A 24,932-nucleotide genomic window follows, 5' to 3' on the forward strand; every position below is an offset into this window, starting at 1 on the left:
GGGATTGGGGATTGGGGATTGGGGATTCGCAAGAGCGTAGCGCCAGGCGGTTCGGCGCAATGACCTGCGACGTCATGCCGCAACACGCGCCGCATGCAGCGGGCGACATCCGACCGGACGTGGGGCCTCGCCCTTGCGAATCCCCAATCCCGGCTCTCAACAGCCGCAGGCTGGTCATTCCCGATCCCGCGCTTCAGCGCCGCCGCCGCCCCGGCCCCAGCTTACGGGTGACGGTGTTGCGGCCCACGCCCAGGCGGGCGGCGGCTTCGGCGCGGCGGCCCTGAGTGAAGCGCAGCGCCACTTCCAGCAGCGCCTTGTCGAAGCGTTCGCGGGCCTCGGCATGCAGGCCCTCGGCGCCGTCGGACAGGCGCTGCTGCGCCCAGGCCGACAGTTGCGTGTCCCACTCGCCGCCGTCGCCGCTGCGCTCGCGGCGGCCGCCGCGCAGCAGGGCGGCCTCGACGTCGCCGGCATCGATGATTTCCGCCGGCGCCAGCGCGGCCAGGCGCCAGCACACGTTCTCCAGTTCGCGCACGTTGCCCGGCCACGCATAGGCGCGCAGCGCGTCCAGCGCCGCCGGCGCCAGCCGCTTGGGCGGGGTGTCGAGCTTGCGCGCGGCCATCGCCAGGAAGTTTTCGGCCAGTTGCGGCACGTCGGCGCGACGCTCGCGCAGCGGCGGCAACTGCAATCGCACCACGTCCAGGCGGTGCAGCAGGTCGGCGCGGAAGCGGCCCTGTTCGACCAGCGCTTCCAGATCCTGGTGGGTGGCGGCGATGACCCGCACGTCGACCCGGATCAGTTCGCGCCCGCCGACGCGGAAGAACTCGTTCTCGGCCAGCACGCGCAGCAGCCGGGTCTGCAGCGGCAGCGGCATGTCGCCGATTTCGTCGAGGAACAGGGTGCCGCCGTCGGCCTGCTCGAAGCGACCGATGTGGCGGCGCTGCGCGCCGGTGAAGGCGCCGGCCTCGTGGCCGAACAGTTCGCTCTCCAGCAGTTCGGCCGGGATCGCGGCGGTGTTGAGCGCGACGAACGGTTTGCGCGCGCGCGGCGACTCGGTGTGCAGCGCGTGCGCGACCAGTTCCTTGCCGGTGCCGGTCTCGCCGTTGATCAGCACCGACAGCGGCGCCTGCGCCAGCCGGCCGATGGCACGGAACAGCGCGCGCATCGCCGGGGTGTCGCCGATCAGTTCGGTGCTGCCCTGCCCGGCCGGCGCCACTGGCGGTGCCGCGGCGATGGCGCTGCCGGCATCGGGCAGCGCGCGTGCGGCCAGCGCCACCGCGTCGTCCAGGTCGAACGGCTTGGACAGGAACTCGTGGGCGCCGCCGCGGAACGCGCCGGCGGTGCTGGCCACGTCGGTGTAGGCGGACATCACGATCACCGGCAGTTGCGGGTGCGCGGCCTTGAGCTTGTCCAGCAGCACCAGGCCGTCGTCGCCGGGCATGCGCACGTCGGTGAACAGCAGGTCGGGCATGGGCCGCTGCGCCAGCGCCTGCAGCGCGGCGGCGGCGCTGTCGAAGCCGTCGACGCTGTAGCCGGCGTCGCGCAGCGCGGTGGACAGCACGAAGCGCACCGAACGGTCGTCGTCGACCACCCAGATACGTTGCGTTCCTTGCAGAGAGTCGGTCATCGCAGTGCTCCTAATCGGTGTCCGCTGCGCGCTGCGGCAGCAGCAGGGTGAACACGGTGTGGCCGGGGCGGGAGCGGTAGGTCAGCGAGCCGGCATGCTCGCGCGCCACCTGCTGGGCCAGCGCCAGGCCCAGGCCGCTGCCTTCGGCGCGGCCGCTGACCAGCGGCAGGAACAGGTGCTCGGCCAGTTCCTCGGGCACGCCGCGGCCGTCGTCGACGATCTCCAGGCGCAGGCCGCGCGCGTGCACGCGGTCGCGGATGCGCTGGCCGTGCTCGACGCGGGTGCGCAAGGTGACCTGCGCCGCGCCGGCCTGGATCGCGTTGCGCACCAGGTTCCACACCGCCTGGGTGAGGCGGTCGGCATCGCCGAGGAATTCGGGGATGCTGGGGTCGTAGTCGCGCTGCAGGCGCACCGACCAGCCGCCTTCGTTCTCGGCCAGGCGCAACACTCGCTCCAGCACCGCGTGGATGTTGAGCATGGCGTGCGGGCGCGCCGGCGCCGGCGACAGCAACTGGTCGAGCAGGCTGTTGAGGCGCTCGATCTCCGCGCCGATCAGTTCGATCAGTTCGCGCTCGTCCTCGTCGCGGTGCTGGGCGCGGCGCGCCAGCAGCTGCGCGGCGCCCTTGAGCCCGGCCAGTGGATTGCGCAGTTCGTGGGCCAGGCCCTTGAGCGCCGCGCTGAGCGCGTTCGGCAGGGCCTGCGCCGGGTCCGGCGTGGGGAACTCGTCGACCGGGTGCGCTTCCAGCAGCCAGCCGCCGTCGTCCAGCCGCGACAGCCAGCCCTCGGCGAAGCGCGGGGGTTCGCCGGGCACGGCCAGGGCCATGCGGTGCAGGCGCAGCACGTCGCGCTCGTCGTTGCGCAGGAACCGGGCCAGCGCATCGCCCTGTACTTCCAGCGAGGCCAGCGGCTGGTCGAGCAGGCGCCGCACGCTGACCCCGAGCCAGCGCGCGAAGGCGGGATTGGCGCCGCGCAGACGGCCGTCTGTATCGGCCCAGACCACCGGGGTGCCAAGGGCGGAAAGCGGGGGCGGCGTGGTGTTCATGGCCATTGCACCAATGTAGTGCAAAGCCGAGCAGGCGGCACGGGCGAGCGGCGCATGGCGCGGCCGCTGCCCTCGCGGATGGCGCGTCGCGCAGCCGCCTGACGACCAGTGGGTGGTGCCACCCGGCCCTGCATCGCGACGCAACCAGGAATCTTGCGGAAAGCCGGGGGTGTGGCGAGGCGAGTGGCCACGCGGAATACCTCGATCTTTTGAGAATGGCCGGCGCTTCCCCCCAGGAAGCGCCGGCGAAGGCCGCGGCCGCGTGGACCGGCCACCAGCGCCGGCCACACGTCCTGCGACAAGGCCCGCGACCGCCGTCGCGGGCCGGCGAACCTCACAACTCGTAGGCGGATTCGCCATGCGAGGTGATGTCCAGACCCTCGCGCTCGGCGTCTTCCGGCACGCGCAGGCCGATCACCAGCTTGGCGATCAGGAAGCCGACCACCGAGACCACGCCGATCCAGCCGACGGTGATCAGCACGCCTTCGGCCTGCACCAGCACCTGGTGGCCCATGGTCACGCCCTCGGCGTAGCCCATGCCGCCCAGCGCCTTGTCGGTGAACACGCCGGTGAGGATCGCGCCGACGATGCCGCCGACGCCGTGCACGCCGAACACGTCCAGGGTGTCGTCGGCATTGAGCAGCTTCTTCAGCCCGGTCACGCCCCACACGCAGATCACGCCGGCGGCCACGCCGATGGCGATGGCGCCGAACGGCCCCACGGTGCCGGCGGCCGGGGTGATGCCGACCAGGCCGGCGACCATGCCCGAGGCCACGCCCAGCGCCGAGGACTTGCCCTTGATCACCTTCTCCGTCAGCGACCAGGCCAGCACCGCCGCGGCGGTGGCCAACAGGGTGTTGAGGAAGGCCAGTGCGGCGGTGGCGTTGGCTTCCAGCGCCGAGCCGGCGTTGAAGCCGAACCAGCCCACCCACAGCAGCGAGGCGCCGACGAAGGTCAGGGTCACGTTGTGCGGCTTCAGCGCGGTGTGGCCGAAGCCCAGGCGCTTGCCGACGAAGTACGAACCGACCAGACCGGCCACGCCGGCGTTGATGTGGACCACGGTGCCGCCGGCGAAGTCCAGCGCGCCCTTGCCGAACAGGAAGCCGGGGGCCGACCACACCATGTGCGCCAGCGGCAGGTAGCCGAAGGTGAACCAGATGACCACGAACAGCAGCACCGCGGCGAACTTCACTCGCTCGGCGAAGGCGCCGACGATCAGCGCGCCGGTGATGCCGGCGAAGGTCAGCTGGAAGGCGACGAACACGTACTCCGGCAGCTTGAAGCCCTTGGAGAAGGTGTCGGCCAGCGTGGTGGTGTCGACGCCGGCCAGCAGCGCCTTGTGCAGCGTGCCGATGAACGGACCGCCGTCGGCGAACGCCAGGCTGTAGCCGTACACCACCCACAGCACCGCGATCAGCGAGAACACCACGCCGACCTGGATCAGCACCGACAGCACGTTCTTGGCGCGGACCATGCCGCCGTAGAACAGCGCCAGGCCGGGCACCACCATCAGCAGCACCAGCAGCGTGGAGGTGAGCATCCAGGCGACGTCGCCCTTGTCCACCACCGGCGCCGGCGTGGCCGCGGCCGCGGCCGGCGCGGCGGCCGGTGCAGGCGGCGGCGTCAGTTGTTCGGTGACCACGTCCGGCGTCGGCGCCGGGGTGGTTTCGGCCTGGGCGAAGGCCTTGCCGGGAATGCCGACCGCCATCGCGCTGACCAGCATCAGCATGCATACCGCGTAGAACCGGGCCTTCCACCCGGCGAACAGACCTGTCTTCATGAAGGGCTCCAAGGTGGGGTTAGAGCGCATCGGCGCCGATTTCGCCGGTACGGATGCGGACGACCTGCTCGATGGCGGTGACGAAGATCTTGCCGTCGCCGATCTTGCCGGTGCCGGCCGCGCCCTGGATCGCCTCGACCACGGCGTCCAGACGCTCGTCGGTCACCACGGTCTCGATCTTGATCTTGGGCAGGAAGTCGACGACGTACTCGGCACCGCGATACAACTCGGTGTGGCCCTTCTGCCGACCGAAGCCCTTGACCTCGGTGACGGTGATGCCGGACACCCCAGCCTGCGACAAGGCCTCGCGGACCTCGTCGAGCTTGAATGGCCGGATGATGGCGGTGATCAGTTTCATGCGCATACCCCGTTGGTGGAAGGAACCGGCCGCCGAAGGCCGACCGGCACTGGGCTCATCGACCGCGCCGCGAACGGCGCGGGTGCTGCTGCGCGATGCGTTCCGTGGATCACGCCGTGGCCCACCGCACCCAAGGTGCGGCGGCGACGGCGACGTGGGAGGGAACGTGGCCCACGGCACGCAAGCGCTCTGTTGCGCGGTCCATCCCCTGGACACTCGATGACGCGATGGTGGGCGCGGACCACCTGCGCGGCTCCCCAGCCGGGCAGGTGGCGGCGATGGCGAAGGAGGGAGGGGAAGCCTTCGCCATCGCCGCGCGTGGAACTCAGTTGGCGTAGTACAGCTGGTATTCCAGCGGGTGCGTGGCCGCGCGGAACTTGGTCACTTCCTGCATCTTCAGCGCGATGTAGCCGTCGATGAAGTCGTCGGTGAACACACCGCCGGCCTTGAGGAACTCGCGGTCGGCATCCAGCGCTTCCAGCGCCTGGTCGAGGCTGGAGCACACCTGCGGGATCTGCTTCTCCTCTTCCGGCGGCAGGTCGTACAGGTCCTTGTCGCTGGGCGCGCCCGGGTCGATCTGGTTCTTGATGCCGTCCAGGCCGGCCATCATCAGCGCGGCGAAGGTCAGGTAGCCGGACTGCAGCGGATCCGGGAAGCGGATCTCGATGCGGCGCGCCTTCGGGTTGGACACCCACGGAATGCGGCACGAGGCCGAACGGTTGCGCGCCGAGTAGGCCAGCATCACCGGCGCCTCGAAGCCCGGGACCAGACGCTTGTAGCTGTTGGTGCCGGAATTGGTGAAGGCGTTGATCGCCTTGGCGTGCTTGAAGATGCCGCCGATGTACCACAGCGCCATCTGCGACAGGCCGCCGTAGCCGTCGCCGGAGAACAGGTTGGTGCCGCCCTTGGCCAGCGACTGGTGCACGTGCATGCCCGAGCCGTTGTCGCCGACGATCGGCTTGGGCATGAAGGTCGCGGTCTTGCCGTTGCGGTAGGCGACGTTCTTGATGATGTACTTCATCATCATCAGCTCGTCGGCCTTCTTCACCAGCGAGTTGAACTTGGTGCCGATCTCGCACTGGCCGGCGGTGGCCACTTCGTGGTGGTGCACTTCGACTTCGATACCGACCTGCTCCAGGGTCTTGCACATCTCGGCGCGCAGGTCCTGCAGCGAGTCGGTCGGCGGCACCGGGAAGTAGCCGCCCTTGACCGCCGGACGGTAGCCGCTGTTGCCGCCTTCGATCTTGCTGCCGCTGCTCCAGGCCGCCTCTTCCGAATCGATCTTGAAGAAGGTGTGGCCCATCTCGTTGCCGAAGCGCACGCCGTCGAAGATGAAGAATTCCGGCTCCGGGCCGAAGAACGCCTGGTCGGCGATGCCGCTGGACTTCAGGTAGGCCTCGGCGCGCTTGGCCACGCCGCGCGGGTCGCGGCCGTAGCTCTGCATGGTGGCCGGGTCGAGGATGTCGCAGGTCAGCACCAGGGTCGGATCGGCCATGAACGGATCGACGAAGGCGGTGTCGGCGTCGGGCAGCAGGACCATGTCCGACTCGTTGATGCCCTTCCAGCCGGCGATCGAGCTGCCGTCGAACATCTTGCCTTCCTCGAACAGCGCCGGCTCGATGATGCTGACCGGGAAGGTGACGTGCTGCTGCACGCCGCGCATGTCGACGAAGCGCAGGTCGACGAACTCGATCTTGTTGTCCTTGACCAGCTTCTCAATAGTTTCCGCAGACATTCGATGCAACCTCGGGTTGTGAAGGGCGTGGGCGAGTATCAGCAATCGCCATGCCAAGCGTGTGGCACTCACAAGCCCTTGATTCTGCTGAAGCGTGCACGCGAAGGATGCAAATGCACTGCACTTTAGTGGTGCATTCACACCTGAACGCACCAAATTTGTGCGCGAGGCGGATGCTCTATCCTTGCGCAGCTTCCCCTCCCCCAAAGCGACCCTCTCCTCCATGAGCGATCTGTTGTCGGCCCTGCTGCTGGGCATCATCGAAGGCCTGACCGAATTCCTGCCCATCTCCAGCACCGGGCACCTGTTGATCGCCGAGCGCTGGCTCGGCCACCGGTCCGACTTCTTCAACATCGTGATCCAGGCCGGCGCGATCCTGGCCACCACCCTGGTGTTCCGGCAGCGCCTGTGGGATCTGGCCACCGGCCTGGGCGACCGCGCCAACCGCGACTACGCCTTCAAGCTGGGCGCCGCCTTCCTGGTGACCGCGGTGGTCGGTCTCATCGTCCGCAAGGCCGGCTGGCAGTTGCCGGACAGCGTGCAGCCGGTGGCCTGGGCGCTGGTGATCGGCGGCGTGTGGATGCTGGTGGCCGAGTACTTCGCTGCGCGCATGCCGGAGCGCGAGACGGTGACCTGGACGGTGGCCATCGCGGTCGGCCTGGCGCAGGTGGTGGCCGGCGTGTTCCCCGGCACCTCGCGCTCGGCGGCGACGATCTTCCTGGCGATGCTGCTGGGCCTGAGCAAGCGCTCGGCCGCGGCCGAGTTCGCCTTCCTGGTCGGCATTCCGACCATGTTCGCGGCCAGCGCGTATTCGTTCCTGGAGCTGTACAAGGACGGCGGCCTGGGCAGCGAGAACTGGGGCGACGTGGCCCTGGCCTTCGTCGCCTCGATGGTCACCGGCTTCGTGGTGGTGAAGTGGCTGCTGGGCTACATCAAGTCGCACCGCTTCACCGCGTTCGCGGTGTACCGCATCGTGCTGGGCGCGGCGTTGCTGCTGTGGTTGCCGGCGGCGTGAGGGGTTGAGTCGGCGGGGCGCTGCGCGCTCCTTACCCTCACCCCAACCCCTCTCCCGAAGGGAGAGGGGCTATGGCTTCTCCCTTCTCCCCTCGGGACCATGGCCCCCTTTTCGGGGGAAGGTGCCCCGAAGGGGCGGATGAGGGTACGGGCGAAGCCTCGCAATGACAGATCGGCGAGGCGCTGCGCGCCCCGACCCTCACCCCAACCCCTCTCCCGGCGGGAGAGGGGCTCTGGCTCTTCCCTTCTCCCCCCGGGAGAAGGTGCCCCGCAGGGGCGGATGAGGGTGCGGGCGAAGCCTCGCAATGACAGATCGGCGAGGCGCTTCGCGCCCCGACCCTCACCCCAACCCCTCTCCCGGGGGAGAGGGGCTTTACGGCTTACTTCGCCGCCGGATTGAGGCTGTAAGTGCCGTGCAGGCTGGCTTCGGCCAGCACGTGGCCCTGCATCGCGCGCAAGGCGTCGGCGGCGGTGAAGCGTGCCGGCACGTCGAGCTGCGCCACGTCCAGGGCGAACAGGCGGAAGAAGTACCGGTGCACGCGCAGGTCGTTGGCCGGCGGATACGGGCCGTCGTAGCCGTGGTAGTCGCCGCCCATCGCCGCGTCGCCGGCGAACCAGTCGGTGTAGCTGTTCAACCCCTGCCGCGCGCCGTCCAGGCCGGGCGGTTGCTGCTTGCCCTTGGCCACCACGCCGTCGCTGGCGCTGCCTTCGGCGATCTCGCGCAAGTCGGCCGGCAGGTCCACCGCTACCCAATGCACGAATTCGGTGCGCGGTTGTTCGACCGGGATCTGCACGTCGTCGCGGCCGACCATCTCGGCCACGGTCGGCACGTCCGGATCGACGCACAGCAGCACGAAGGACTGGGTGCCGGCCGGCACCGCGTCCCAGGCGAGGTGGGGATTGCGGTTGCCGCCGAAGCCGTCGGCCTGGCCCATCGCGTAGGTCGCGGCGATGGGCTGACCCGGCTGGATGCTGTCACTGCGAAGACGCATGCGTGAATCTCCTTGGGGAATCAGGTTTCAGGGTAGCCAAGGCGCACCGCGACCGGCGTCAGCAACGCGAACGCGGCGGCCAGCGGCGTGGCGTAGGCGCGCCAGTGGCCGGCGGCCAGGCGCGGCGGGCCGACCGTGGCGATGGTCGGGAACGCCACGCCGAACGCCTGCTCCAGCGCCGCCGCCACGCCAGCCGGATCGTGCTCGGTCCCGTCCAGGCGCACCAGGTGGTGCGGATACAGGTCTTGCTCGTGCAGGTCGGCGACCTGCGCCAGCACCGCCGCCAGCCACTGCGCACCGGTCTCCGGCGAGGCCAGGCCCAGCGGTGCCGGGGCGCCATTGGCCAGCCAGTCCAGCAGCATGTCGCGTGGGTCGCGCAGCACGATCAACAGCCGTCCTTCCGGCAGGTGCGGGCGCAGCGCGCGCAGCAGCGCGTTGTCCCACCACAGCAGCCAGTCGACGATGTTGCCGTCGCCGACGCCGCGTGCCGGCAGTTGCGCGCGCCACTCAGCGACCAGCGCCGCACCGTCCAGGGCGCCGCTGTCCAGTTCCTCGACGCTGCGGAAGCGCTGCAGGCCGTCGGTCGGCGGCTGCGGACCGAAGCGGTCGCCGCGCAATACCGGGCTGGCCGCGTCGATCACCGCGATCACCCGCTCCACGCCGCTGCCCGGCGGACCCCAGACGAACAGCGGGCGGGCCTGGTTCTGCGGGTCGACAGTGCCCAGCGGCGGCCACTGCGCCGGGGCCTGGCCCAGCGGCGGCAGCGGCAGGCGGTGCGACAGCTGTTCCTCCTGGAAGGCCACCCAGGTCGCCAGCGCGTCGTCCGGGCGCCCGGCCGCATCCTGCACCGCCGCCAGCCAGGGCCGCACCACGGTGCGGTCGCGTTCGGGCATGCGCTGCATCAGGCCGTGCACGTGGGCGATGGCGGCGTCGTGCTCGCTGCGCTCCAGCAGCGCCTCGACCAGGCGTTCCTCGCCGCTGAGCCGGCCCGGTTCCAGCGCCACGATGCGCTGCGCCACGGCCTCGCCCTGATCGCGCTCGCCGGCCATGTCGTGCACCCGCAGCTGCGCTTCCAGCGCCGGCACGTGCGCCGGCATCGCCGCCTGCCAGCGCGCGATCAGCGCGCGTGCCTCGGGGCCGCCCACCGGCTCCAGCGCCAGCCGCGCCAGCCACAGGTCGTGGGCGTCGGTGGTGGTGGCCAGCGCCGCTTCCAGGGTGGCGCGGGCATCGTCGATCGTGCACAGGCGCTGCCAGGCGATCAGCGCCGCATGCAGGGTGCGGCGGTCGGCCGGGGCCACCGCCAGGGTGCGGCGCAGGTGGTCCAGCGCCTCGGCCGGGCGGTCGGCCTGCAGGGCGTACTCGCCGGCCAGCCGGCGCATGTTGGCGGTATCGCCGGACGGATCGGCCAGCACCGTCTCCAGCGCGGTGATGGCGTCGTCCAGGCGGCCCTGGCGGTAGGCCAACTGCGCGACCAGCGCCATCATCGCCGCGCCGGTGCCCGGAGTGAGCGCGGCGACGCGGCGGAATGCGGTCTCGGCGAAGGCGAAGTGCTGCTTGTCCAGATAGGCGAAACCCAGCGCGTAGAGCAGGCGGGGATCGTCCGGCAGCGCGTTGCTGGCGCGCGAGAGCAGCGCCAGCGCGCGGTCGGCGTCGCCGCGGCGCAGCGCCAGCATGCCGTCCACGCCGAGCAACTGCGGATGCTCCGGTTGCAGGCGCGCGGCGGTGCGGCTGAGCCGCTCCACTTCGTCCAGGTCGCCGCGGCCCAGCGCCAGGTGCGCGCGCATCACATAGGCGAGGAATTCGTTGGGATCCAGCGCCGCGGTCTGCGCCAGGGCGTCCTCGGCCTGGGCCAGGTCGTTGGCGCTGACCAGCATGCCGGCGTGCAGCAGGTGCAGGCTGGCGTCTTCCGGCGCCAGCGCAATCGCGCGGCCGATGCTGTCCAGGGCGGCGGCGGTCTCGCCGTGCTGCTGCTGCGCCAGCGCCAGCCAGCGGAAGGCCTGCGGGTCGTCGGCGGCCTCGGCGGCCCAGGTCTGGGCGAGACGCAGCGCGTCGGCGGTGTCCTGGCGGCGCAGGGCGTCGAGAATGGGCTGGTGCATGTGGGTCCGGCGTTGGGGCAAACCCGCATTGTAGCGGGAGCGCCCGGCCGCTCTGCGGTGGCGCCTGCGGGCACGGCGGGCGGCGTCGGACCGCGCTGAAGCTGCGTTGTCGCCGGACGCTGCGGGCGGACTGAGGCGACGCGCCTGCGAGGTTTGCCGAGCATGCCGGCCGCGTAGATGACCCGTGCGCCGGGCAGCGCTACGTGGCGGCGGCGGTGATGGTGCGGGAACGGCGGAAGGAGCATCGACGCGTGCCACACCCGGGAATCCCGGTGCGCCCACCTTGCTGACCGCCTGCCGCACGCCGGCGCGGGCGAGGTCGCCCGCCGGCCTGCGCGCAACGCCGCTTAGGCCTCCACCAACCCCTCGGTCAGCCGTTCGGCCACCCAGCGTTCGGCGAAGCCGTCGCCGCGCGCGTTCTCGATGAAGCCGCAATGCCCGCCCCAGCGGGCGATTTCCAGCCGGGCGATGTCGGGCAGGCGCCAGCTGCGGAAGTCGTCCAGGGGAATCACTGGGTCGTCCTCGGCCATCAGGATGTCGGCCGGCACGCGCAGGCCGAGCAGGCGCTCGCCGGCAATGCAGTAGCTGTCGAAATAGGCGTCCAGGCTGGCGAAGCCGGCATGGCGCTCGGCCAGCCAGGCCATCAGCCCGCGCATGTCCAGCGCCAGGGTGGCGTCGTCGTAGCCGTGGCGGTCGGGGAACAGTTCGCGCTTGCGCAGCAGCGACTCGCGCCACTTGCGGCGGAAATACCAGTCGTAGAACTGCGGGCCGTTCTCGATCCGCTGCATGGTGGTGGCCGGGTCCAGCAACGGGCACACCGCGGCCACGTGCTGCAGCGGCAGCCCCGCCGCCGGCGCGCGCAGCGCCAGGCGCAGGGCGAAGTTGCCGCCCAGCGAGTAGCCGGCGGCGAGCAGGGTCGGCGCCGGGAAGCGCCGCCACAGGTCGCAGGCGGCGTTGACCACTTCATCCAGCCGCTCGGAGTGGAACAGGTCCACGTTGAGGTGGTGGGTACCGCCGTGGTCGCGGAAGTTGAGCCGGAACACCTGGTAGCCCAGCGCCAGCATCTTCGCCGCGGTCAGGCGCATGTAGCTGGAATCGGCGCTGCCTTCCCAGCCGTGCAGCAGCAGCACCGTGCCGCGCGGCGCTTCGCCGGCCGGCACGCTGAGCCAGCCCTGCAGGCGCACGCCATCGCCGCCGTCGAGGATGTGCGAGGTGGTAGTGGCGCCGCTGGCGGCGAGCAACTGTTCGCCACGGCGCACGCGCAGCAGGCTGGAACCCAGTACCGATTGGACGTGCGGGTTGCGCAGCCAGCGTGGGGGGGAGTAATCGGTTGCGTTCATGGGCAGCGAGCTTGCACCCGTCGACTGGAGTAATCGGTCAGGAGCGGCGTGGTCGGTGTCCCGCTGTTCAGGGTTGTGCCATCGCCGTGACGATGCGCGCGCGCGAGATCTCGGCGATGCGCCGGCGCCCTTCCACGTCCTGCAGCCGGATCGGTTCCAGGAAATGCACCTCGGCCACCCGCCCCGGCTCGCCGAGCAGGCGCAGGAAGTTGGCGAAGAAACTCTCGTGAGGACCGAACGCGACGATCTGCTGCGCAGAGCCGCCGGCACCGTAGCGCAGCGCCACCGGCTGCACCGCCACCTCGGCCTCGACCGCGGCCTGGAAGATGCGCGCATGGAACGGCCCCACGTCCTGGCCGCCGCGGGTGCGCCCTTCCGGGAACACGCCGACCGAGCACCCGGAGCGCAGCCGCTCCAGCATCGCCTGCAGCACGCCGCCCAGCGACTCGGTGCTGCCGCGCTGGTGGAAGATGGTCTGCCCGCGCGCGGCCAGCCAGCCGACCAGCGGCCAGCCGGCGATCTCGCGCTTGGCGACGAAGCCCATCATGCGCTGGCTGTGCAGCATCACGATGTCGATCCAGCTGACATGGTTGGCGACGAACAGCACCGGATTGGGCAGCGGCGCGCCGATGCGGCGCACGCGCAGGCCGAAGATGCGCAGCAGCCAGGTCGACCACCAGCAGACCATGCGGTCGCCGAAGGATTCGGTGCCGGCGCGGCCGGGCGACAGCGCCATGCACACCAGCAGGAACGGCAGCGACAACAGCACGTGCAACGCCAGCAGCGGCACGCGGTAGCCGTAACGAACCCAGCGCAGCGCCCCACCGTATTGGCGCATGGCGGGTGGGGAGAACTCGCTCATTCGAACAAGGGTACCGGAAGCGGGGGCCTAGCGGACAATTGTGTCACCCCGAAGACGCGGCCGCAGACACGTCGCCCGTGACCGCCGAGGCAGGGTTCAGCCCGGGACCGGGCTCAGCCGCGGTCGACCACCGCCAGGGTCAGCCGCGACACGCACACCGGCTTGCCGGCCGCGTCCTCGATGTGGATCTCCCACACCTGCGTGGTCCGGCCCACGTGCAGCGGCCGCGCGGTGCCGGTGACCACGCCGCTGCGCGCGGCGCGCAGGTGGTTGGCGTTGATTTCCAGGCCAACGCAGATCCGCCCCGGCTCCACGCACAGGTTGCCGGCGGTGCTGCCCAGGGTCTCGGCCAGCACCACCGATGCGCCGCCGTGCAGCAGCCCGTACGGCTGCCGCGTGCGCGCGTCCACCGGCATCGTCGCCCGCAGCCAGTCCGGCCCGGCCTCGGTGAAGACGATGCCCAGGTGCGCGATCAGGGTGTCGCGGCAATCGGCGTTGAGGACGGCGAGATCGGCAGGTTCGCGGAAGGGCATGTGTTGGACTCCATGCAGGGGGAAGAATGTCGAAGTGCCGGGACTCGGGGCCCGGGACCCGGAACCCGGGAGAAGCAAGCGCCAAGGCATGCGCCGCATCCGGGCCGACTCCCCCAACCCCCGACGCACTGCACAGTGATGCGCCCGGCGTCCGCTTTTTGCTTATCCGGGTCCCGGGCCCCGGGTCCCGACCTTTCAGAGAATCGGCACCAGCCCCGAGCCGAACGCGGTCAACATCCGCACCAGCAGCCACTTCGGGCCGACGTTGACCTCGGGGAAGTCGCCGACCGCGCTGTAGCAGCGGTGGAAACCGGGGTCGCGCCGGGTCAGCGGCGCCGGGCAGTCGGGGCCGGGCTGGAATTCGTAGTCGGTGGCGTAGCGCCATGGCCAGAAGTCCAGCACCGGCAGCGCCTCGGAAACCTTGCCCATGCTGTAGTTCAGGCCCGACAGCACCGGCGGCTTGACCCGCGGCGCCACCACCCAGGAGTTCTCCGGCTCGATGTCGCGGCCGATGCTGGCCGCCAGCGCCTGCGCGAACGCCGGATCGTCGACGATCACCGCACCCTCGGTGTTGTAGGTCTCGCTGCGCGGGTCGAAGTTGTGGGTGCCGATCACGCCGACGCGGCGGTCCACCACCAGCGACTTGGCGTGCAGGCCCATGCGCGCGCCCTCGCGGGTCACCGGCAGCGGCCGGTTGGCGATGCGCCGGCTCAGGTACGATGGACGGGTCTCGGTGCGCAGCACGCGGCGCGCGACCTGGCTGCCGTCGCCGCGGCTGCCGGACGGCCCGCCACTGCCGCTGCCCAGCAGCGAACTGCGTCCGGCCGCGCTGCCGCCCAGCAACGTGGTGCGGCCGCGGCCGGGATCGCCGGCGCTCTCGCCTGCGTTGTCGCCGCTGGCCGGCGTGGCCGGCACCTCGCCCTGCAACGGCGCCGGCAGCAGGTTGGCGTAGTCCACCGGCGCATCCAGCGGGAACGGCTTGTACTCGTAGATGTCGAAGCCCAGTTCGCGCAGGTTGCGGCGCTTGTACTTGTAGGACAGTGCATACACCACCGGGTTGTCGGTGGCGGCCAGGCTGTTGGTGGCCACCACCACGCGCGGTGGCGGGGTGCGCTTGCGCAGGTCGCGGAAGATCTCCTGCGCGGGGTCCGACAGCACCAGGTACGGCGTCTGCAGGATGATCTCCTGGCGTGCGTCGGCAATCAGCCGGTCGAGCTTGGGCGCGGTGGAGATGGCCTTGGGGCCGTGCTCGCGGCGGTGCTTCTGCGGCAGGTCGGCGACGTAGTCCACATGCTTCACCGGCAGCGCCGGCAGCACGAAGGCGTTCTCCACGAAGGCCGGATCGGACGCCTCCTCGCTGACCCGCTGCACCCGCTCCGGGCGCAGGAACTGCGCCGGCGGCATCGCCGGCACGCCCTGGCGCAGCAGCAGCTTGCCGACGTCGTTGAGCCGCGCCACCGGCACGCTGCGCCGGGCCGCCCAGTAGGCGTCGAAATTGGCGGCCATCGACCGCGCCACCGGGCCGGCGACCAGCACGTCGCGGTCGCGGAAGTTGTACTCGGCGTCCCAGTCGAAATAGTCGTCCTGGTAGTTGCGCCCGCCGACCACGCCGATCGCATCGTCGATCACCAGCAGCTTGTTGTGCATGCGCTGGTTGAAGCGGCGGAAACAGCACAGCACGCTGGCGGCGTAGTGGAAGTAGTTGGGCTTGGCCAGGCCGAAGGTGGGGTTGTAGATGCGCAGCGAGAAGTTCTCGTGCGCGCCGGCCAGCGCGCCGAGGATCTGCAGGTCGGAGATCGCCGAGAGCTGGTCGATCAGCACGCGCACCTGCACGCCGCGCCGCGCCGCGGCCAGCAGCTCGTCCATCACCAGCCGCGCGCTGTCGTCCTTGTCGAAGATGTAGGTCTGCAGGTCGATGCTGCGGCTGGCGCTGCGGATCAGGTTGACCCGCGCCACCAGCGCTTCTTCGCCGTGGTCGAGGATGGTGGCGTAGTGGCGCGGCGCGCCGTCGCCGGACTGGGCGAAGGCCTTGCCGGCCAGCCCGCGCAGCGGCGAGGCCAGCGCGCAGTGGTCCCCGCGCGTGCAGTCGACCTGGCGGTCGCGCGCGGCCTCGGCGATCGCCACGGCGCGGCCGTGCTGCGCCTGCGACAGGCTCGCGCAGCCGCTGCCGAGCAGCAGCGCCACCACCACCAGCACCCGCATCAATTTCGATATCACCGAGTGGCCGCCTCGGTCAGGCGTGCGCGCAGCACGAAGGTGACCCGGTCGCTCAAGGCCAGATCCCACTTGTCCATTCCGTAACGTCCACGCAATACCGTACCGCGGCTGATGACGTCGCAATCATAGCCTGCGCGGGCGCATGCGGCCGGCATGACGGTCAGCGTCTCGGCGTGGCTGATCCCGCGGATGCTCAGGATGCCGGGGATCGGCCCGCCCTTGCCCAGCACCTGCGGCGAGAACGGCTGCGAGTCGAAGGACACGGTGGGGTAGCGCGGCGCGTCGAAGAAATCCTCGCCGCGCATCCAGCCGGTGTAGCGCGGCTTGCCGGGGATTTCCACGTAGGCGGTGAACAGGCGCAGGTGCACCTGATGGCGGCCGTCGGGCAACACGTGCACGGTGCCCTCGTAGCGCGGGAAGAAGCCTTCGATGCGCTGGCCGAAGCGGGTGCGGATCTCGAACCCGAAGCGCGACTGCGCCGGGTCCAGGGCGTATTCGCCGGGCGCCAGCAAGGCCGGCGTCACCTGCGCGTGGCCGACGGCGCACCACAGACACAACGGCAGCAGCGCGGCGCACAGCGCCGGCCGCAGGAGCCTGCGCAGCGGGCTCAGGGCCACCAGAACGCGGTCAAGCGCGCCACGCCCGGCTCGATCGCCGCGTCGTGCGGGACCCCGAGTACGGCGACGCTGGCGGTGGGCATGCCGCGGTAGTCGCCGGACTGGCCGCTGTGCATCAGTGCCGCCAGCCGCTCCAGGCCCGGGTTGTGGCCGACCAGCAACAGCCGCTCGACGTCGCGGTGGCCGTCCAGCAGATCGGCCAGGGTGCCCGAGGTCGCCTCGTAGATGCGCGGCTCCAGGCGCTGCTCGACGTAGCCGGTCAGCTCCAGCACCGCCTCCAGGGTTTCGCGCGCGCGCCGCGCCGGCGAACACAGCACCCGGTCCGGCACCAGCCGCTGCTCCAGCAGCCAGCGCCCGGCGGCTTCGGCCTCGGCCAGGCCGTGCGGCGACAGCGGCCGGTCGAAATCGGCCTGGCCGGTGTCGGCCGGTTCGGCGTGGGCATGGCGCAGCAGGATCACTTCTCGCAAAACGATGGTCATCGGTCAGGCCTTCTTGAGCCACTTGAGCAACGGTTCCCAGTCCTGCTGGTGGTCGCGGACCTGGACGGAGTGGTAATCGAACAGGCTGCGGCCCAGCCCCACCAGCACCACGTAGGCCTGGCTGTCGCGCAGTTGCGCCACCACCGGGTAGGGCCATTCGGCGAGCATCTGCAGCGCCTGCTGGGTGGCATTGGTCCAGGGTTTGCTGCGGTTGAGCACCAGCCCGACCGGCAGCTTGCGCTGGTGCACCCGCGGCACCTTGGCCAGGGTGTTGAGGAAGCCGACGGTGGCCTCGATGTCCAGCGCCGAGGGCATCACCGGCACCACCACCGCGTCGGCCTCGTCGAGGAAATGGGTCAGGTCCTCGGCCATGGCGCCGGCGGCGGCGTCGACGATCACCCGCTGCGCGTCGTCGGGCAGCGCCGCGCGCCAGCTGCGCTTGCGGCTGGCGTCGATCGGCAGCACCGCGCTGTCCAGGCCGGCACGGCGTTCGGCCCAGCGGGTCGAGGAGCCCTGCGGATCGGCATCGGCCAGCACCGTGCGCTTGCCTGCCAGCGCGTAGGACGCCGCCAGGTGCGTGGCGACCGTGGTCTTGCCCACGCCGCCCTTGGAGCCGGCCACCAGGATCGTCTTCATGCACGCCTCGCTTCCGGGGGAAGAAGCCGGAGCGTACACCGGCCCTACGTCAGCCGGTAGTCAACGCGCAGCACGCCGCCAGCCGCCGGGCTTGCTATCGTGGCGGCCCCCTTCGCCTTCCGATGCCATGAGCGAGCTGCAGGACCTGGTCGCGCTGATCCGCGCCAACACGCCCCTGATCGTGATCGAGACGCAGGAGGAGGCGCGCATCGTCGACCTGTTCCGGCAGGCATTGATGCAGGTCTGGCGCGCCCTGCACCGCTGGTCGATCACCGAGGGCCTGCGCCGCATCGACCTGGACCGCGAGGACCCGCCGAGCGGGCCGCCGGACGCCAGCGCGGTGCTGCAGGCGATCAAGCAGGCCGATCAGCGCGGCATCTACCTGCTGCTCGACGTCACCCCGTACCTGGGCTACGCCAGCCACCAGCGCCTGCTGCGCGACATCGTCGAGCGCCGCCACTGCCAGCCGCACGTGCTGGTGCTGATCGGCACGCGGATCGAGCTGCCGGCCGAGCTGGAAGCGCTGGCGACCCGCTTCAATCCGCGCCTGCCCGACGCCAACGCCCTGCTGAAGATGGTGCAGGAGGAAGCGCTGGGCTACGCGCGCGAGTTCGGCGGACGCCGGGTCGAGGTCGACGGCGAGGCGGTCAAGCAGATCCTGCGCAACCTGCGCGGGCTCAGCCTGATCGACGCGCGGCGCATCGCCCGGCAACTGATCTACGCCGACGGCGCGCTCACCGCATCCGATCTGCCGCAACTGGCCAAGCTCAAGTTCGAACTGCTCAACCGCAGCGGCCACCTGCAGTACGACAACGATGCCACGCGCTTCGAGGACGTGGCCGGTGCGCGCCGGCTCAAGCAGTGGATCGCACAGCGCCGCGCGGTGTTCGCCGGCACCGCGCCACCGGGGCTGGACCCGCCCAAGGGCGTGCTGCTGCTCGGCGTGCAGGGCTGCGGCAAGTCGATGCTGGCCAAGGCCACCGCGGCGGGGTTCGGCGTGCCGCTGCTGCGCCTGGACATGGGCGCGCTGTACGCCAAGTACCACGGCGAGACCGAGAAGAACCTGCGCGACGCGCTGGCCGCGGTCGAGCAACTGGCGCCGTGCGTGCTGTGGATGGACGAGATCGAGAAAGGCCTGGCCAGCGGCGGCGAGGACGGCGGCGTATCGCGGCGCGTGCTCGGCACGCTGCTGACCTGGATGGCCGAACGCGGCAGCGCCGACGGCAGCGCCGCGGTGTTCATCGTCGCCACCGCCAACCAGGTGCACGAGCTGCCGGCGGAACTGCTGCGCAAGGGCCGCTTCGACGAGATCTTCTTCGTCGACCTGCCCGACCCGCAGACGCGCGTGGAGCTGTTGCGCCTGCACCTGACGCGGCGGCAGCTGCATGCGGACGCGTTCGCGCTGCCGGCCTTGGCTGCCGCCGCCGACGGGTTCTCCGGTGCCGAGATCGAGCAGGCGATCGTCTCCGGGTTGTATGCCGCGCACGCCGAACAGCGACCCCTGGACACCGATCTGCTGATGCAGGAGATCCGCACTACCCGACCGCTGTCGGTGCTGATGGCCGAACAGGTGCAGGCGCTGCGCAGTTGGGCCAGCGGGCGGACGGTGCCGGCGGATTAGCGGCGGGCGGTTGGTGAGATCAGGGGATGCCGCTGTGCGAGGCTGCGCCCGACCCTCACCCCAACCCCTCTCCCGGGGGGAGAGGGGCTTACGCTTCTCCTTCTCCCCCCGGGACCACGGCCCCCTTTTTGGCGGAAGGTGCCCCGCAGGGGCGGATGAGGGTACGACGCGCGCACCATCCCACACTCGCCAATCCAGGCACCGCCCACGGCGCAGGCTCAACGCAACGCCCCCAACAACCACGCCCACGCCGGCAACGTGACCAGCGACAGCAGAATCCCGTAGCCGACCAGGGCCGCGGCCAGGCGCGGGGCCAGGCGATGCGAGATCGCCAGCAGCGCGGCGGTGATCATGGTCGGCATCGCCGATTCCAGTACGTTGGCCTGCAGCGCTTGCCCGCGCAGGCCCAGCACCCACGACAGCGGCCAGGCCAGGGCCGGCAGCGCCAGCAGCTTCAACACCAGGCCGGCGGCCAACGGCGCCAATTCTTCGCGCGGCAAGCGCAACTGGATCGAGAATCCCACCGCCAGCATCACCAGCGGCAACATCGCGTCGGCCAGGTGCTGCAGGCCGGAGGCGATCCACGCCGGCGGCTGCGCCGGCATCAGGGTCATCGCGAACAGCAACGCCCACAGCGGCGGGAACCGCGCCATGCGCAACAGCGTCTGCCGCGGCGATGGCGGCGCCTCGCCGCTGTAGCGCGCCAGCACGTACAGGCCGAAGCTGGACAGCAGCACGAAGGTGCCGAACTGGTCGTAGACCACCGCATACGGCAAGGCCGCCTCGCCGAGCAGCGCGCGCACCATCGGGTAGCCGATGAAGCTGGAATTGCCCAGCGCCACGCACAGCAGCAGCACCGCCTGCTGATCCCGGCGCAGCCGCAACGGCCGGCGCAAGCCCAGCATCGCCAGCGCGCTCACGCCGGTCAGCAGCCACGGCGTCAGCATCAATCCGAGCAGTTCCAGATTGAACTGCAGGCGCGGCACGTAGATCAGCACCGAGGCCGGCAGGCACAGGTACAGCACCACCCCGTTGAGCACCTCGGTGGTGTTGGCCGGCAGGACGCGCTGACGCGCGAACAGCTTGCCGAGCGCCAGCATGACCAACATCAGGGCGAACGCATCGAAAGCCATCGGCACAGCACGAAATCAGCGGGTACGCGGCATCATCGCATGGCATGTGCACGCAGGCCGTCGAGGCATCGCGCGACCGAAGCCGCACCAGGCCTGCGCCCAGCACGGGCCGGCGCTCCGCGCAGGCGCGGCGACACAGTGCGCTGCGCGACCGGCCACACCCGGACCCTAGATTGCGCCGGCCACCCGCGCAGGCCGCGTCGTGCTCCTGGACCCGCGTGCCTCAGGGCCAGGCCGGCGGCGCGGCCTTCCAGGCGGCCTGCACCTCCGCCAGGGTCGCGCGCTCGTCGTCGCGCCAGGCCGGCAGCAACGCCGCGAAATCGGCATTGGCGCCCCACTTGTCCGGCCAGGTGCGCGCCGCCGCGGCGTACCACTTCACCGCCTCGTCCTTGCGCTGCAGGCGCCACAACGTCAGCGCCAGGGTCGGCGGCAGCCAGTCCGGCGCCGCCGGGCGGCCGTTGACCAGTGCGCTCCACTGCGCCAGCGCGCGCGCCGGATCACCTGCGCGCAGCAGGTCCCAGCCATAGTTCCACTGCACCTGGCGCCGCTGCACGCCGGCGGGCAGCGCATGCAACGCGGCCTGATACAGCTGTTCGCCCAGTTCCTGGCGGCCGCCGGCCATGGCGATGCCGGCCAGCTGCGCGCGCGCCTCGTTGGCGTTGGGATCGCGCTGCACGGCACTGGCCAGACGATCCACCAGGGCCTCGCCGCTGCCGGCGATGGCGGTGACCGGACGGGTGGTGCCGCGGTCTTCGTCGAAGTAGAACTCTTTCGGTGCCGGCAATGCCTGCGCCCGCACGCTGGCCGCGGTGGCCAGGCCGATGCAGGCCAGCATCGCGGCCACTGCGTATGTGTATGCCTTCACTGCTGCAATCCCCTGGAGTGATCCCCTCACCCGGGTCCCATCCTACCCCGCCACGGCCGGCGTGGACGAGAACGGGTGCAAAAATCGCCGCTGATACAATCGGGGCGATCGCGCGCGGCAGGCGCTGCGCGCCCGCCAGCCTTCCATTTCCGGGCAAGCCATGAACCGCATCGCCGATCCGCGTCCGTCGTCCTCCCTCGCCGCAGCGGCCGCCGACGGCATGGACACCCGCTATACGCTGGAAGACAAGTACACCCGCACCGATGGCCGCATCTATCTGTCCGGGGTGCAGGCGCTGGTGCGGCTGCCATTGATGCAGCAACTGCGCGACCGCGCCGCCGGGCTGAACACCGGCGGCTTCGTCAGCGGTTACCGCGGCAGCCCGCTGGGCGGTTTCGACCTGGAACTGTGGCGCGCGCGCAAGCATCTGGACGCGGCCAACGTGGTGTTCAAGCCCGGACTCAACGAGGACCTGGGCGCGACCATGGTCTGGGGCACGCAGCAGACCAACCTGTTCCCCGGCGCGCGCGTGGATGGCGTGTATGCCATGTGGTACGGCAAGGGCCCGGGCGTGGACCGCTGCGGCGACGTGTTCAAGCACGGCAACGCCGCCGGCACCTCGCGCCATGGCGGCGTGCTGGCGCTGGCCGCCGACGACCACGCGTGCCGCAGCTCGACCCTGCCGCACGGCTCGGAAGACGAGTTCGTCAGCGCGATGATGCCGGTGCTCAATCCGGCCGGGGTGCAGGACATCCTCGACATGGGCCTGCTCGGCTGGGCGATGAGCCGCTACACGGGGCGCTGGATCGGCTTCAAGACCATCGCCGAGACCGTGGAATCCTCGGCCTCGGTGCAGGTGGATCCGTTCGCGCGGCAGATCGTGCTGCCGGAGGATTTCGAGCTGCCGCCGGGCGGCCTCAACATCCGCTGGCCGGATCCGCCGCTGGACCAGGAAATGCGCCTGCATCGCTACGCGGTGCGCGCGGCGCAGGCCTTCGCCCGCGCCAACGGCATCGACCGCACGGTGATGGATGCGCCGCAGGCGCGGCTGGGCATCGTCACCACCGGCAAGAGCTACCTGGACGTGCTGCAGGCGCTGGAATACCTGGGCCTGGACGCGGACGCCTGCGCGCGCATCGGCATCCGCGTGTACAAGGTCGGCATGACCTGGCCGCTGGAGCCGCTGGGCATCGCCGCGTTCGCGCGCGGGCTGCAGGACATCGTCGTGGTAGAGGAGAAGAAAGCCTTCATCGAGCGGCAGATGAAGGAGCAGTTCTACAACTGGCCGGCCAGCGCCGGCCCGCGCCCGAGCATCGTCGGCAAGTACGACGAGGCCGGCGAATGGATCCTGCCGTCCACCGGCGAACTGACCCCGGCCACCATCGCCGGGGTGATCGGCCGGCGCATCCTGCGCCTGCCGCAGTCGGCCGCGGTGAACACCGACTCGATCGAACAGCGGCTGCGCTGGATGGAAGCCAAGGAAGCCGAGATGGCGCTGCCGCGCGCCAACTTCCCGCGCGTGCCGCACTATTGCTCGGGCTGCCCGCACAACACCTCCACGGTGGTGCCGGAAGGCTCGCGCGCGCTCGGCGGCATCGGCTGCCATTACATGGTGACGTGGATGGACCGCGCCACCGACACCTTCACCCACATGGGCGGCGAAGGCGTCACCTGGGCCGGGCAGGCGCCGTTCACCGACACCCCGCACGTGTTCCAGAACCTGGGCGACGGCACCTATTTCCACAGCGGCTCGCTGGCGATCCGCCAGTCGATCGCCGCCGGCGTCAACATCACCTACAAGATCCTCTACAACGACGCGGTGGCGATGACCGGCGGACAGCCGGTGGACGGCACCCTCAGCGTGCCCGACATCGCCCGGCAGATGCGTGCCGAAGGCGTGCACACCATCGCCCTGGTCAGCGACGACATCGGCAAGTGGACGCGGCGCCGCGAGCTGTTCCCCAGCGAGGTGGACTTCCACGACCGCAGCGAGCTGGACGCGGTGCAGCGGCGGCTGCGCGAGGTCAAGGGCACCAGCGTGCTGATCTACGACCAGACCTGCGCCACCGAGAAGCGGCGCCGGCGCAAGCGCGGCAAGCTGCCCGATCCGCCCAAGCGCGTGCTGGTCAACTCGCTGGTCTGCGAAGGCTGTGGCGATTGCGGCGAGAAGAGCTTCTGCGTGTCGGTGCTGCCGAAGGAGACCGAGTACGGGCGCAAGCGCCAGATCGATCAGTCCAGCTGCAACAAGGACTACTCCTGCGTGTCCGGGTTCTGCCCCAGCTTCGTCACCGTGCACGGTGGGCAGCCGCGCAAGGGCCGCAAGGCCGACGCTGCGGCGCTGCTGGAGCAATTGCCGACACCAAGCTTTCGCAGCGACCTGAGCCAGCCCTGGAACATCCTCATCACCGGCGTCGGCGGCACCGGCGTGGTCACCATCGGCGCGCTGCTGGGCATGGCCGGGCACCTGGAGGGCAAGGGCGCCAGCGTGCTCGACCAGACCGGCCTGGCGCAGAAGGGCGGCGCGGTCACCACGCATATCCGCATCGCGCGGCAACCGGAGGACCTGCACGCGGTGCGCATCGCCGCCGGCGAGGCCGACCTGGTGCTGGGGTGCGACATGGTAGTGGTCAACGACTACTGGGCGCTGTCCAAGGTGCGCGGCGATCGCTCGCAGGTGGTGCTGAACAGCTACGAGGCGATGCCGGGCACCTTCACCACGCACCCGGACATGCAGTTCCCGGCCGCCGAGATCATTGCCGGCGTGCGCCTGGCGCTGGGCGGGCGCGATCCGCTGTTGCTCGACGCCACACAGCTGGCCACCGCGCTGCTCGGCGACGCCATCGCCAGCAACCTGTTCATGCTCGGCTACGCCTGGCAGCAGGGCCTGGTGCCCTTGTCGCACGCGGCGCTGATGCGCGCGATCGAACTCAACGGCGCGGCGGTGGCGATGAACCAGCAGGCCTTCGCCTGGGGCCGCCTGGCGGCGCTGGACCTGCCGGCGGTGCGACGCGCGGCGGGTCTCGCCGATCCGGCCGCGGACGAACGCGAACGCCAGGCGCCGGGGCTGCAGCAGCTGCCACCCGGCGAGTGGGAAGGCCACGAGGCCGGCGCCAGCGCCGCGCCGCGCAATCCCGCCAATCCGCGTCCGGCGCGCGAGCTGCCGGCCGCCGCCGACAGCGGCGAGGCCGGCCACGCGCCGCTGGACGACAGCCGCCTGTCGCGCTCGCTGCCCGAGCTGGTCGCGCGCCGCCACGCCTTCCTGGTCGACTACCAGGACGCCACCTACGCCGCGCGCTACACCGCGCTGGTGGAGCGCGTGCGCGCTGCCGAGCAGCGCGTGGCGCCGACCTCGACCGCGCTGACCGAAGCGGTGGCGCGCTACGCGTTCAAGCTGATGGCCTACAAGGACGAGTACGAGGTGGCGCGGCTGTACACCAGCGGCGCGTTCGCGCAGCAGTTGCAGGCGCAGTTCGAGGGCGACTACCGCGTGCGCTTCCACCTGGCGCCGCCGCTGCTGGCGAAGAAGGACGCGCAAGGCCGGCTGCGCAAGCGCGAATACGGCCCGTGGATGTTCACCGCGTTCAAGTGGCTGGCCAAGCTGCGCCGCCTGCGCGGTGGCGCCCTCGACGTGTTCGGCTACAGCGCCGAGCGGCGCGGCGAACGGCAGTTGATCGCCGACTACCTCGCCACCGTGGACGAACTGCTGCAGCGGCTGCAGGCGGACAACCTGGCGCTGGCGGTGCAGATCGCCAGCATTCCGGAGCACATCCGCGGCTACGGCCACGTCAAGGAAGCGCACCTGCACGAGGCCAAGCAACAGGAAGCGCGGCTGCTGGCGACCTGGCGCAATCCGAAGGCGCTGCATATCGTGCAGGCGGCCTGAGCGGGAGACGAACGCCTGCCGCCGTGCAGCGGCGGCGCAGTGGCGGCATCGGGGGCGTCTGACCGAACGCGGCGCGGCTGGCGCTGCGCCTGCAGCCTTCCCGCG

Annotated in this window: 19 protein-coding genes; 3 read left to right on the forward strand and 16 right to left on the reverse strand. The window is 70.9% G+C overall.

What is annotated here, in order from left to right; genetic code table 11:
• Positions 1 to 193: 193 nt before the first annotated feature.
• From ntrC to glnA, 5 genes are all read right to left on the reverse strand, one after another.
• Positions 194 to 1,624 (reverse strand): nitrogen regulation protein NR(I), encoded by a 1,431-nt coding sequence (gene ntrC / locus CEK68_RS13705; RefSeq protein WP_152239699.1) that lies wholly within the window; start codon positions 1,622 to 1,624, stop codon positions 194 to 196.
• Between the two features lie 10 nt (positions 1,625 to 1,634).
• Positions 1,635 to 2,672: an ATP-binding protein gene (locus tag CEK68_RS13710; protein ID WP_193314201.1), complete on the reverse strand. Its 1,038-nt coding sequence runs from the start codon at positions 2,670 to 2,672 to the stop codon at positions 1,635 to 1,637.
• Positions 2,673 to 3,000: 328 nt separating this feature from the next.
• Positions 3,001 to 4,446 carry an ammonium transporter gene (gene amt, locus CEK68_RS13715; protein ID WP_170268085.1) on the reverse strand — a complete coding sequence of 482 codons (1,446 nt, stop codon included), beginning with the start codon at positions 4,444 to 4,446 and terminating at the stop codon, positions 3,001 to 3,003.
• A gap of 19 nt (positions 4,447 to 4,465) precedes the next feature.
• Positions 4,466 to 4,804 carry a P-II family nitrogen regulator gene (locus tag CEK68_RS13720; protein ID WP_010341076.1) on the reverse strand — a complete coding sequence of 113 codons (339 nt, stop codon included), beginning with the start codon at positions 4,802 to 4,804 and terminating at the stop codon, positions 4,466 to 4,468.
• A 325-nt stretch (positions 4,805 to 5,129) separates the two neighbouring features.
• Positions 5,130 to 6,539 (reverse strand): type I glutamate--ammonia ligase, encoded by a 1,410-nt coding sequence (gene glnA / locus CEK68_RS13725; RefSeq protein WP_017908900.1) that lies wholly within the window; start codon positions 6,537 to 6,539, stop codon positions 5,130 to 5,132.
• 223 nt (positions 6,540 to 6,762) lie between these two features.
• On the opposite strand from glnA, the gene CEK68_RS13730 reads away from it, so the two are divergent.
• Entirely contained in the window at positions 6,763 to 7,554 is a 792-nt protein-coding gene (locus tag CEK68_RS13730) for an undecaprenyl-diphosphate phosphatase (protein ID WP_017908899.1), read from the forward strand.
• Positions 7,555 to 7,933: 379 nt separating this feature from the next.
• On the opposite strand, the gene CEK68_RS13735 is transcribed toward CEK68_RS13730, so the two are convergent.
• From CEK68_RS13735 to CEK68_RS13775, 9 genes are all read right to left on the reverse strand, one after another.
• On the reverse strand, positions 7,934 to 8,545 hold the full coding sequence (locus tag CEK68_RS13735) for a YbhB/YbcL family Raf kinase inhibitor-like protein (RefSeq protein ID WP_152239700.1): 612 nt from the start codon (positions 8,543 to 8,545) through the stop codon (positions 7,934 to 7,936).
• 20 nt (positions 8,546 to 8,565) lie between these two features.
• Positions 8,566 to 10,641 carry a tetratricopeptide repeat protein gene (locus tag CEK68_RS13740; protein ID WP_152239701.1) on the reverse strand — a complete coding sequence of 692 codons (2,076 nt, stop codon included), beginning with the start codon at positions 10,639 to 10,641 and terminating at the stop codon, positions 8,566 to 8,568.
• Between the two features lie 347 nt (positions 10,642 to 10,988).
• Positions 10,989 to 11,981: an alpha/beta fold hydrolase gene (locus tag CEK68_RS13745; RefSeq protein ID WP_010340927.1), complete on the reverse strand. Its 993-nt coding sequence runs from the start codon at positions 11,979 to 11,981 to the stop codon at positions 10,989 to 10,991.
• Positions 11,982 to 12,048: 67 nt separating this feature from the next.
• Positions 12,049 to 12,843, reverse strand: a complete 795-nt coding sequence (locus CEK68_RS13750; protein ID WP_026143382.1) for a lysophospholipid acyltransferase family protein — start codon at positions 12,841 to 12,843, stop codon at positions 12,049 to 12,051.
• Positions 12,844 to 12,956: 113 nt separating this feature from the next.
• Positions 12,957 to 13,376: a hotdog fold thioesterase gene (locus CEK68_RS13755; RefSeq protein ID WP_017914155.1), complete on the reverse strand. Its 420-nt coding sequence runs from the start codon at positions 13,374 to 13,376 to the stop codon at positions 12,957 to 12,959.
• Positions 13,377 to 13,571: 195 nt separating this feature from the next.
• Positions 13,572 to 15,590 (reverse strand): phospholipase D family protein, encoded by a 2,019-nt coding sequence (locus CEK68_RS13760; protein ID WP_152237352.1) that lies wholly within the window; start codon positions 15,588 to 15,590, stop codon positions 13,572 to 13,574.
• A complete protein-coding gene (locus CEK68_RS13765; protein WP_226977881.1) occupies positions 15,590 to 16,144 on the reverse strand; it encodes a YceI family protein in 555 nt (184 codons plus the stop codon). Before CEK68_RS13765 ends, CEK68_RS13760 begins: the two co-directional genes overlap by 1 nt.
• A gap of 56 nt (positions 16,145 to 16,200) precedes the next feature.
• Entirely contained in the window at positions 16,201 to 16,677 is a 477-nt protein-coding gene (locus CEK68_RS13770; protein WP_010340932.1) for a histidine phosphatase family protein, read from the reverse strand.
• A 15-nt stretch (positions 16,678 to 16,692) separates the two neighbouring features.
• Positions 16,693 to 17,325, reverse strand: a complete 633-nt coding sequence (locus CEK68_RS13775) for a ParA family protein (RefSeq protein WP_017913046.1) — start codon at positions 17,323 to 17,325, stop codon at positions 16,693 to 16,695.
• A 127-nt stretch (positions 17,326 to 17,452) separates the two neighbouring features.
• Here CEK68_RS13775 and CEK68_RS13780 point away from each other — a divergent pair, with 127 nt between their 5' ends.
• Entirely contained in the window at positions 17,453 to 18,946 is a 1,494-nt protein-coding gene (locus CEK68_RS13780; protein WP_152239703.1) for an AAA family ATPase, read from the forward strand.
• Positions 18,947 to 19,164: 218 nt separating this feature from the next.
• Here the strand turns inward: CEK68_RS13780 and CEK68_RS13785 are convergent, their stop codons facing one another.
• Positions 19,165 to 20,079: an AEC family transporter gene (locus tag CEK68_RS13785; RefSeq protein WP_152239704.1), complete on the reverse strand. Its 915-nt coding sequence runs from the start codon at positions 20,077 to 20,079 to the stop codon at positions 19,165 to 19,167.
• A 223-nt stretch (positions 20,080 to 20,302) separates the two neighbouring features.
• Positions 20,303 to 20,914: a tetratricopeptide repeat protein gene (locus tag CEK68_RS13790; protein WP_152237351.1), complete on the reverse strand. Its 612-nt coding sequence runs from the start codon at positions 20,912 to 20,914 to the stop codon at positions 20,303 to 20,305.
• A gap of 250 nt (positions 20,915 to 21,164) precedes the next feature.
• On the opposite strand from CEK68_RS13790, the gene CEK68_RS13795 reads away from it, so the two are divergent.
• Entirely contained in the window at positions 21,165 to 24,827 is a 3,663-nt protein-coding gene (locus tag CEK68_RS13795; protein ID WP_226977882.1) for an indolepyruvate ferredoxin oxidoreductase family protein, read from the forward strand.
• Positions 24,828 to 24,932 lie beyond the last annotated feature (105 nt).

This window comes from Xanthomonas sp. LMG 12461, from assembly GCF_009192935.1.
GTDB lineage: Bacteria > Pseudomonadota > Gammaproteobacteria > Xanthomonadales > Xanthomonadaceae > Xanthomonas_A > Xanthomonas_A sontii.

Excerpts from the sequence above, each read along its gene's own strand:
- ntrC (WP_152239699.1), bottom strand. The coding sequence starts at position 1,624 with ATGACCGACTCTCTGCAAGGAACGCAACGTATCTGGGTGGTCGACGAC.
- CEK68_RS13710 (WP_193314201.1), bottom strand. The coding sequence starts at position 2,672 with ATGGCCATGAACACCACGCCGCCCCCGCTTTCCGCCCTTGGCACCCCG.
- amt (WP_170268085.1), bottom strand. The coding sequence starts at position 4,446 with ATGAAGACAGGTCTGTTCGCCGGGTGGAAGGCCCGGTTCTACGCGGTA.
- CEK68_RS13720 (WP_010341076.1), bottom strand. The coding sequence starts at position 4,804 with ATGAAACTGATCACCGCCATCATCCGGCCATTCAAGCTCGACGAGGTC.
- glnA (WP_017908900.1), bottom strand. The coding sequence starts at position 6,539 with ATGTCTGCGGAAACTATTGAGAAGCTGGTCAAGGACAACAAGATCGAG.
- CEK68_RS13730 (WP_017908899.1), top strand. The coding sequence starts at position 6,763 with ATGAGCGATCTGTTGTCGGCCCTGCTGCTGGGCATCATCGAAGGCCTG.
- CEK68_RS13735 (WP_152239700.1), bottom strand. The coding sequence starts at position 8,545 with ATGCGTCTTCGCAGTGACAGCATCCAGCCGGGTCAGCCCATCGCCGCG.
- CEK68_RS13740 (WP_152239701.1), bottom strand. The coding sequence starts at position 10,641 with ATGCACCAGCCCATTCTCGACGCCCTGCGCCGCCAGGACACCGCCGAC.
- CEK68_RS13745 (WP_010340927.1), bottom strand. The coding sequence starts at position 11,981 with ATGAACGCAACCGATTACTCCCCCCCACGCTGGCTGCGCAACCCGCAC.
- CEK68_RS13750 (WP_026143382.1), bottom strand. The coding sequence starts at position 12,843 with ATGAGCGAGTTCTCCCCACCCGCCATGCGCCAATACGGTGGGGCGCTG.
- CEK68_RS13755 (WP_017914155.1), bottom strand. The coding sequence starts at position 13,376 with ATGCCCTTCCGCGAACCTGCCGATCTCGCCGTCCTCAACGCCGATTGC.
- CEK68_RS13775 (WP_017913046.1), bottom strand. The coding sequence starts at position 17,325 with ATGAAGACGATCCTGGTGGCCGGCTCCAAGGGCGGCGTGGGCAAGACC.
- CEK68_RS13780 (WP_152239703.1), top strand. The coding sequence starts at position 17,453 with ATGAGCGAGCTGCAGGACCTGGTCGCGCTGATCCGCGCCAACACGCCC.
- CEK68_RS13785 (WP_152239704.1), bottom strand. The coding sequence starts at position 20,079 with ATGGCTTTCGATGCGTTCGCCCTGATGTTGGTCATGCTGGCGCTCGGC.
- CEK68_RS13790 (WP_152237351.1), bottom strand. The coding sequence starts at position 20,914 with ATGCTGGCCTGCATCGGCCTGGCCACCGCGGCCAGCGTGCGGGCGCAG.
- CEK68_RS13795 (WP_226977882.1), top strand. The coding sequence starts at position 21,165 with ATGGACACCCGCTATACGCTGGAAGACAAGTACACCCGCACCGATGGC.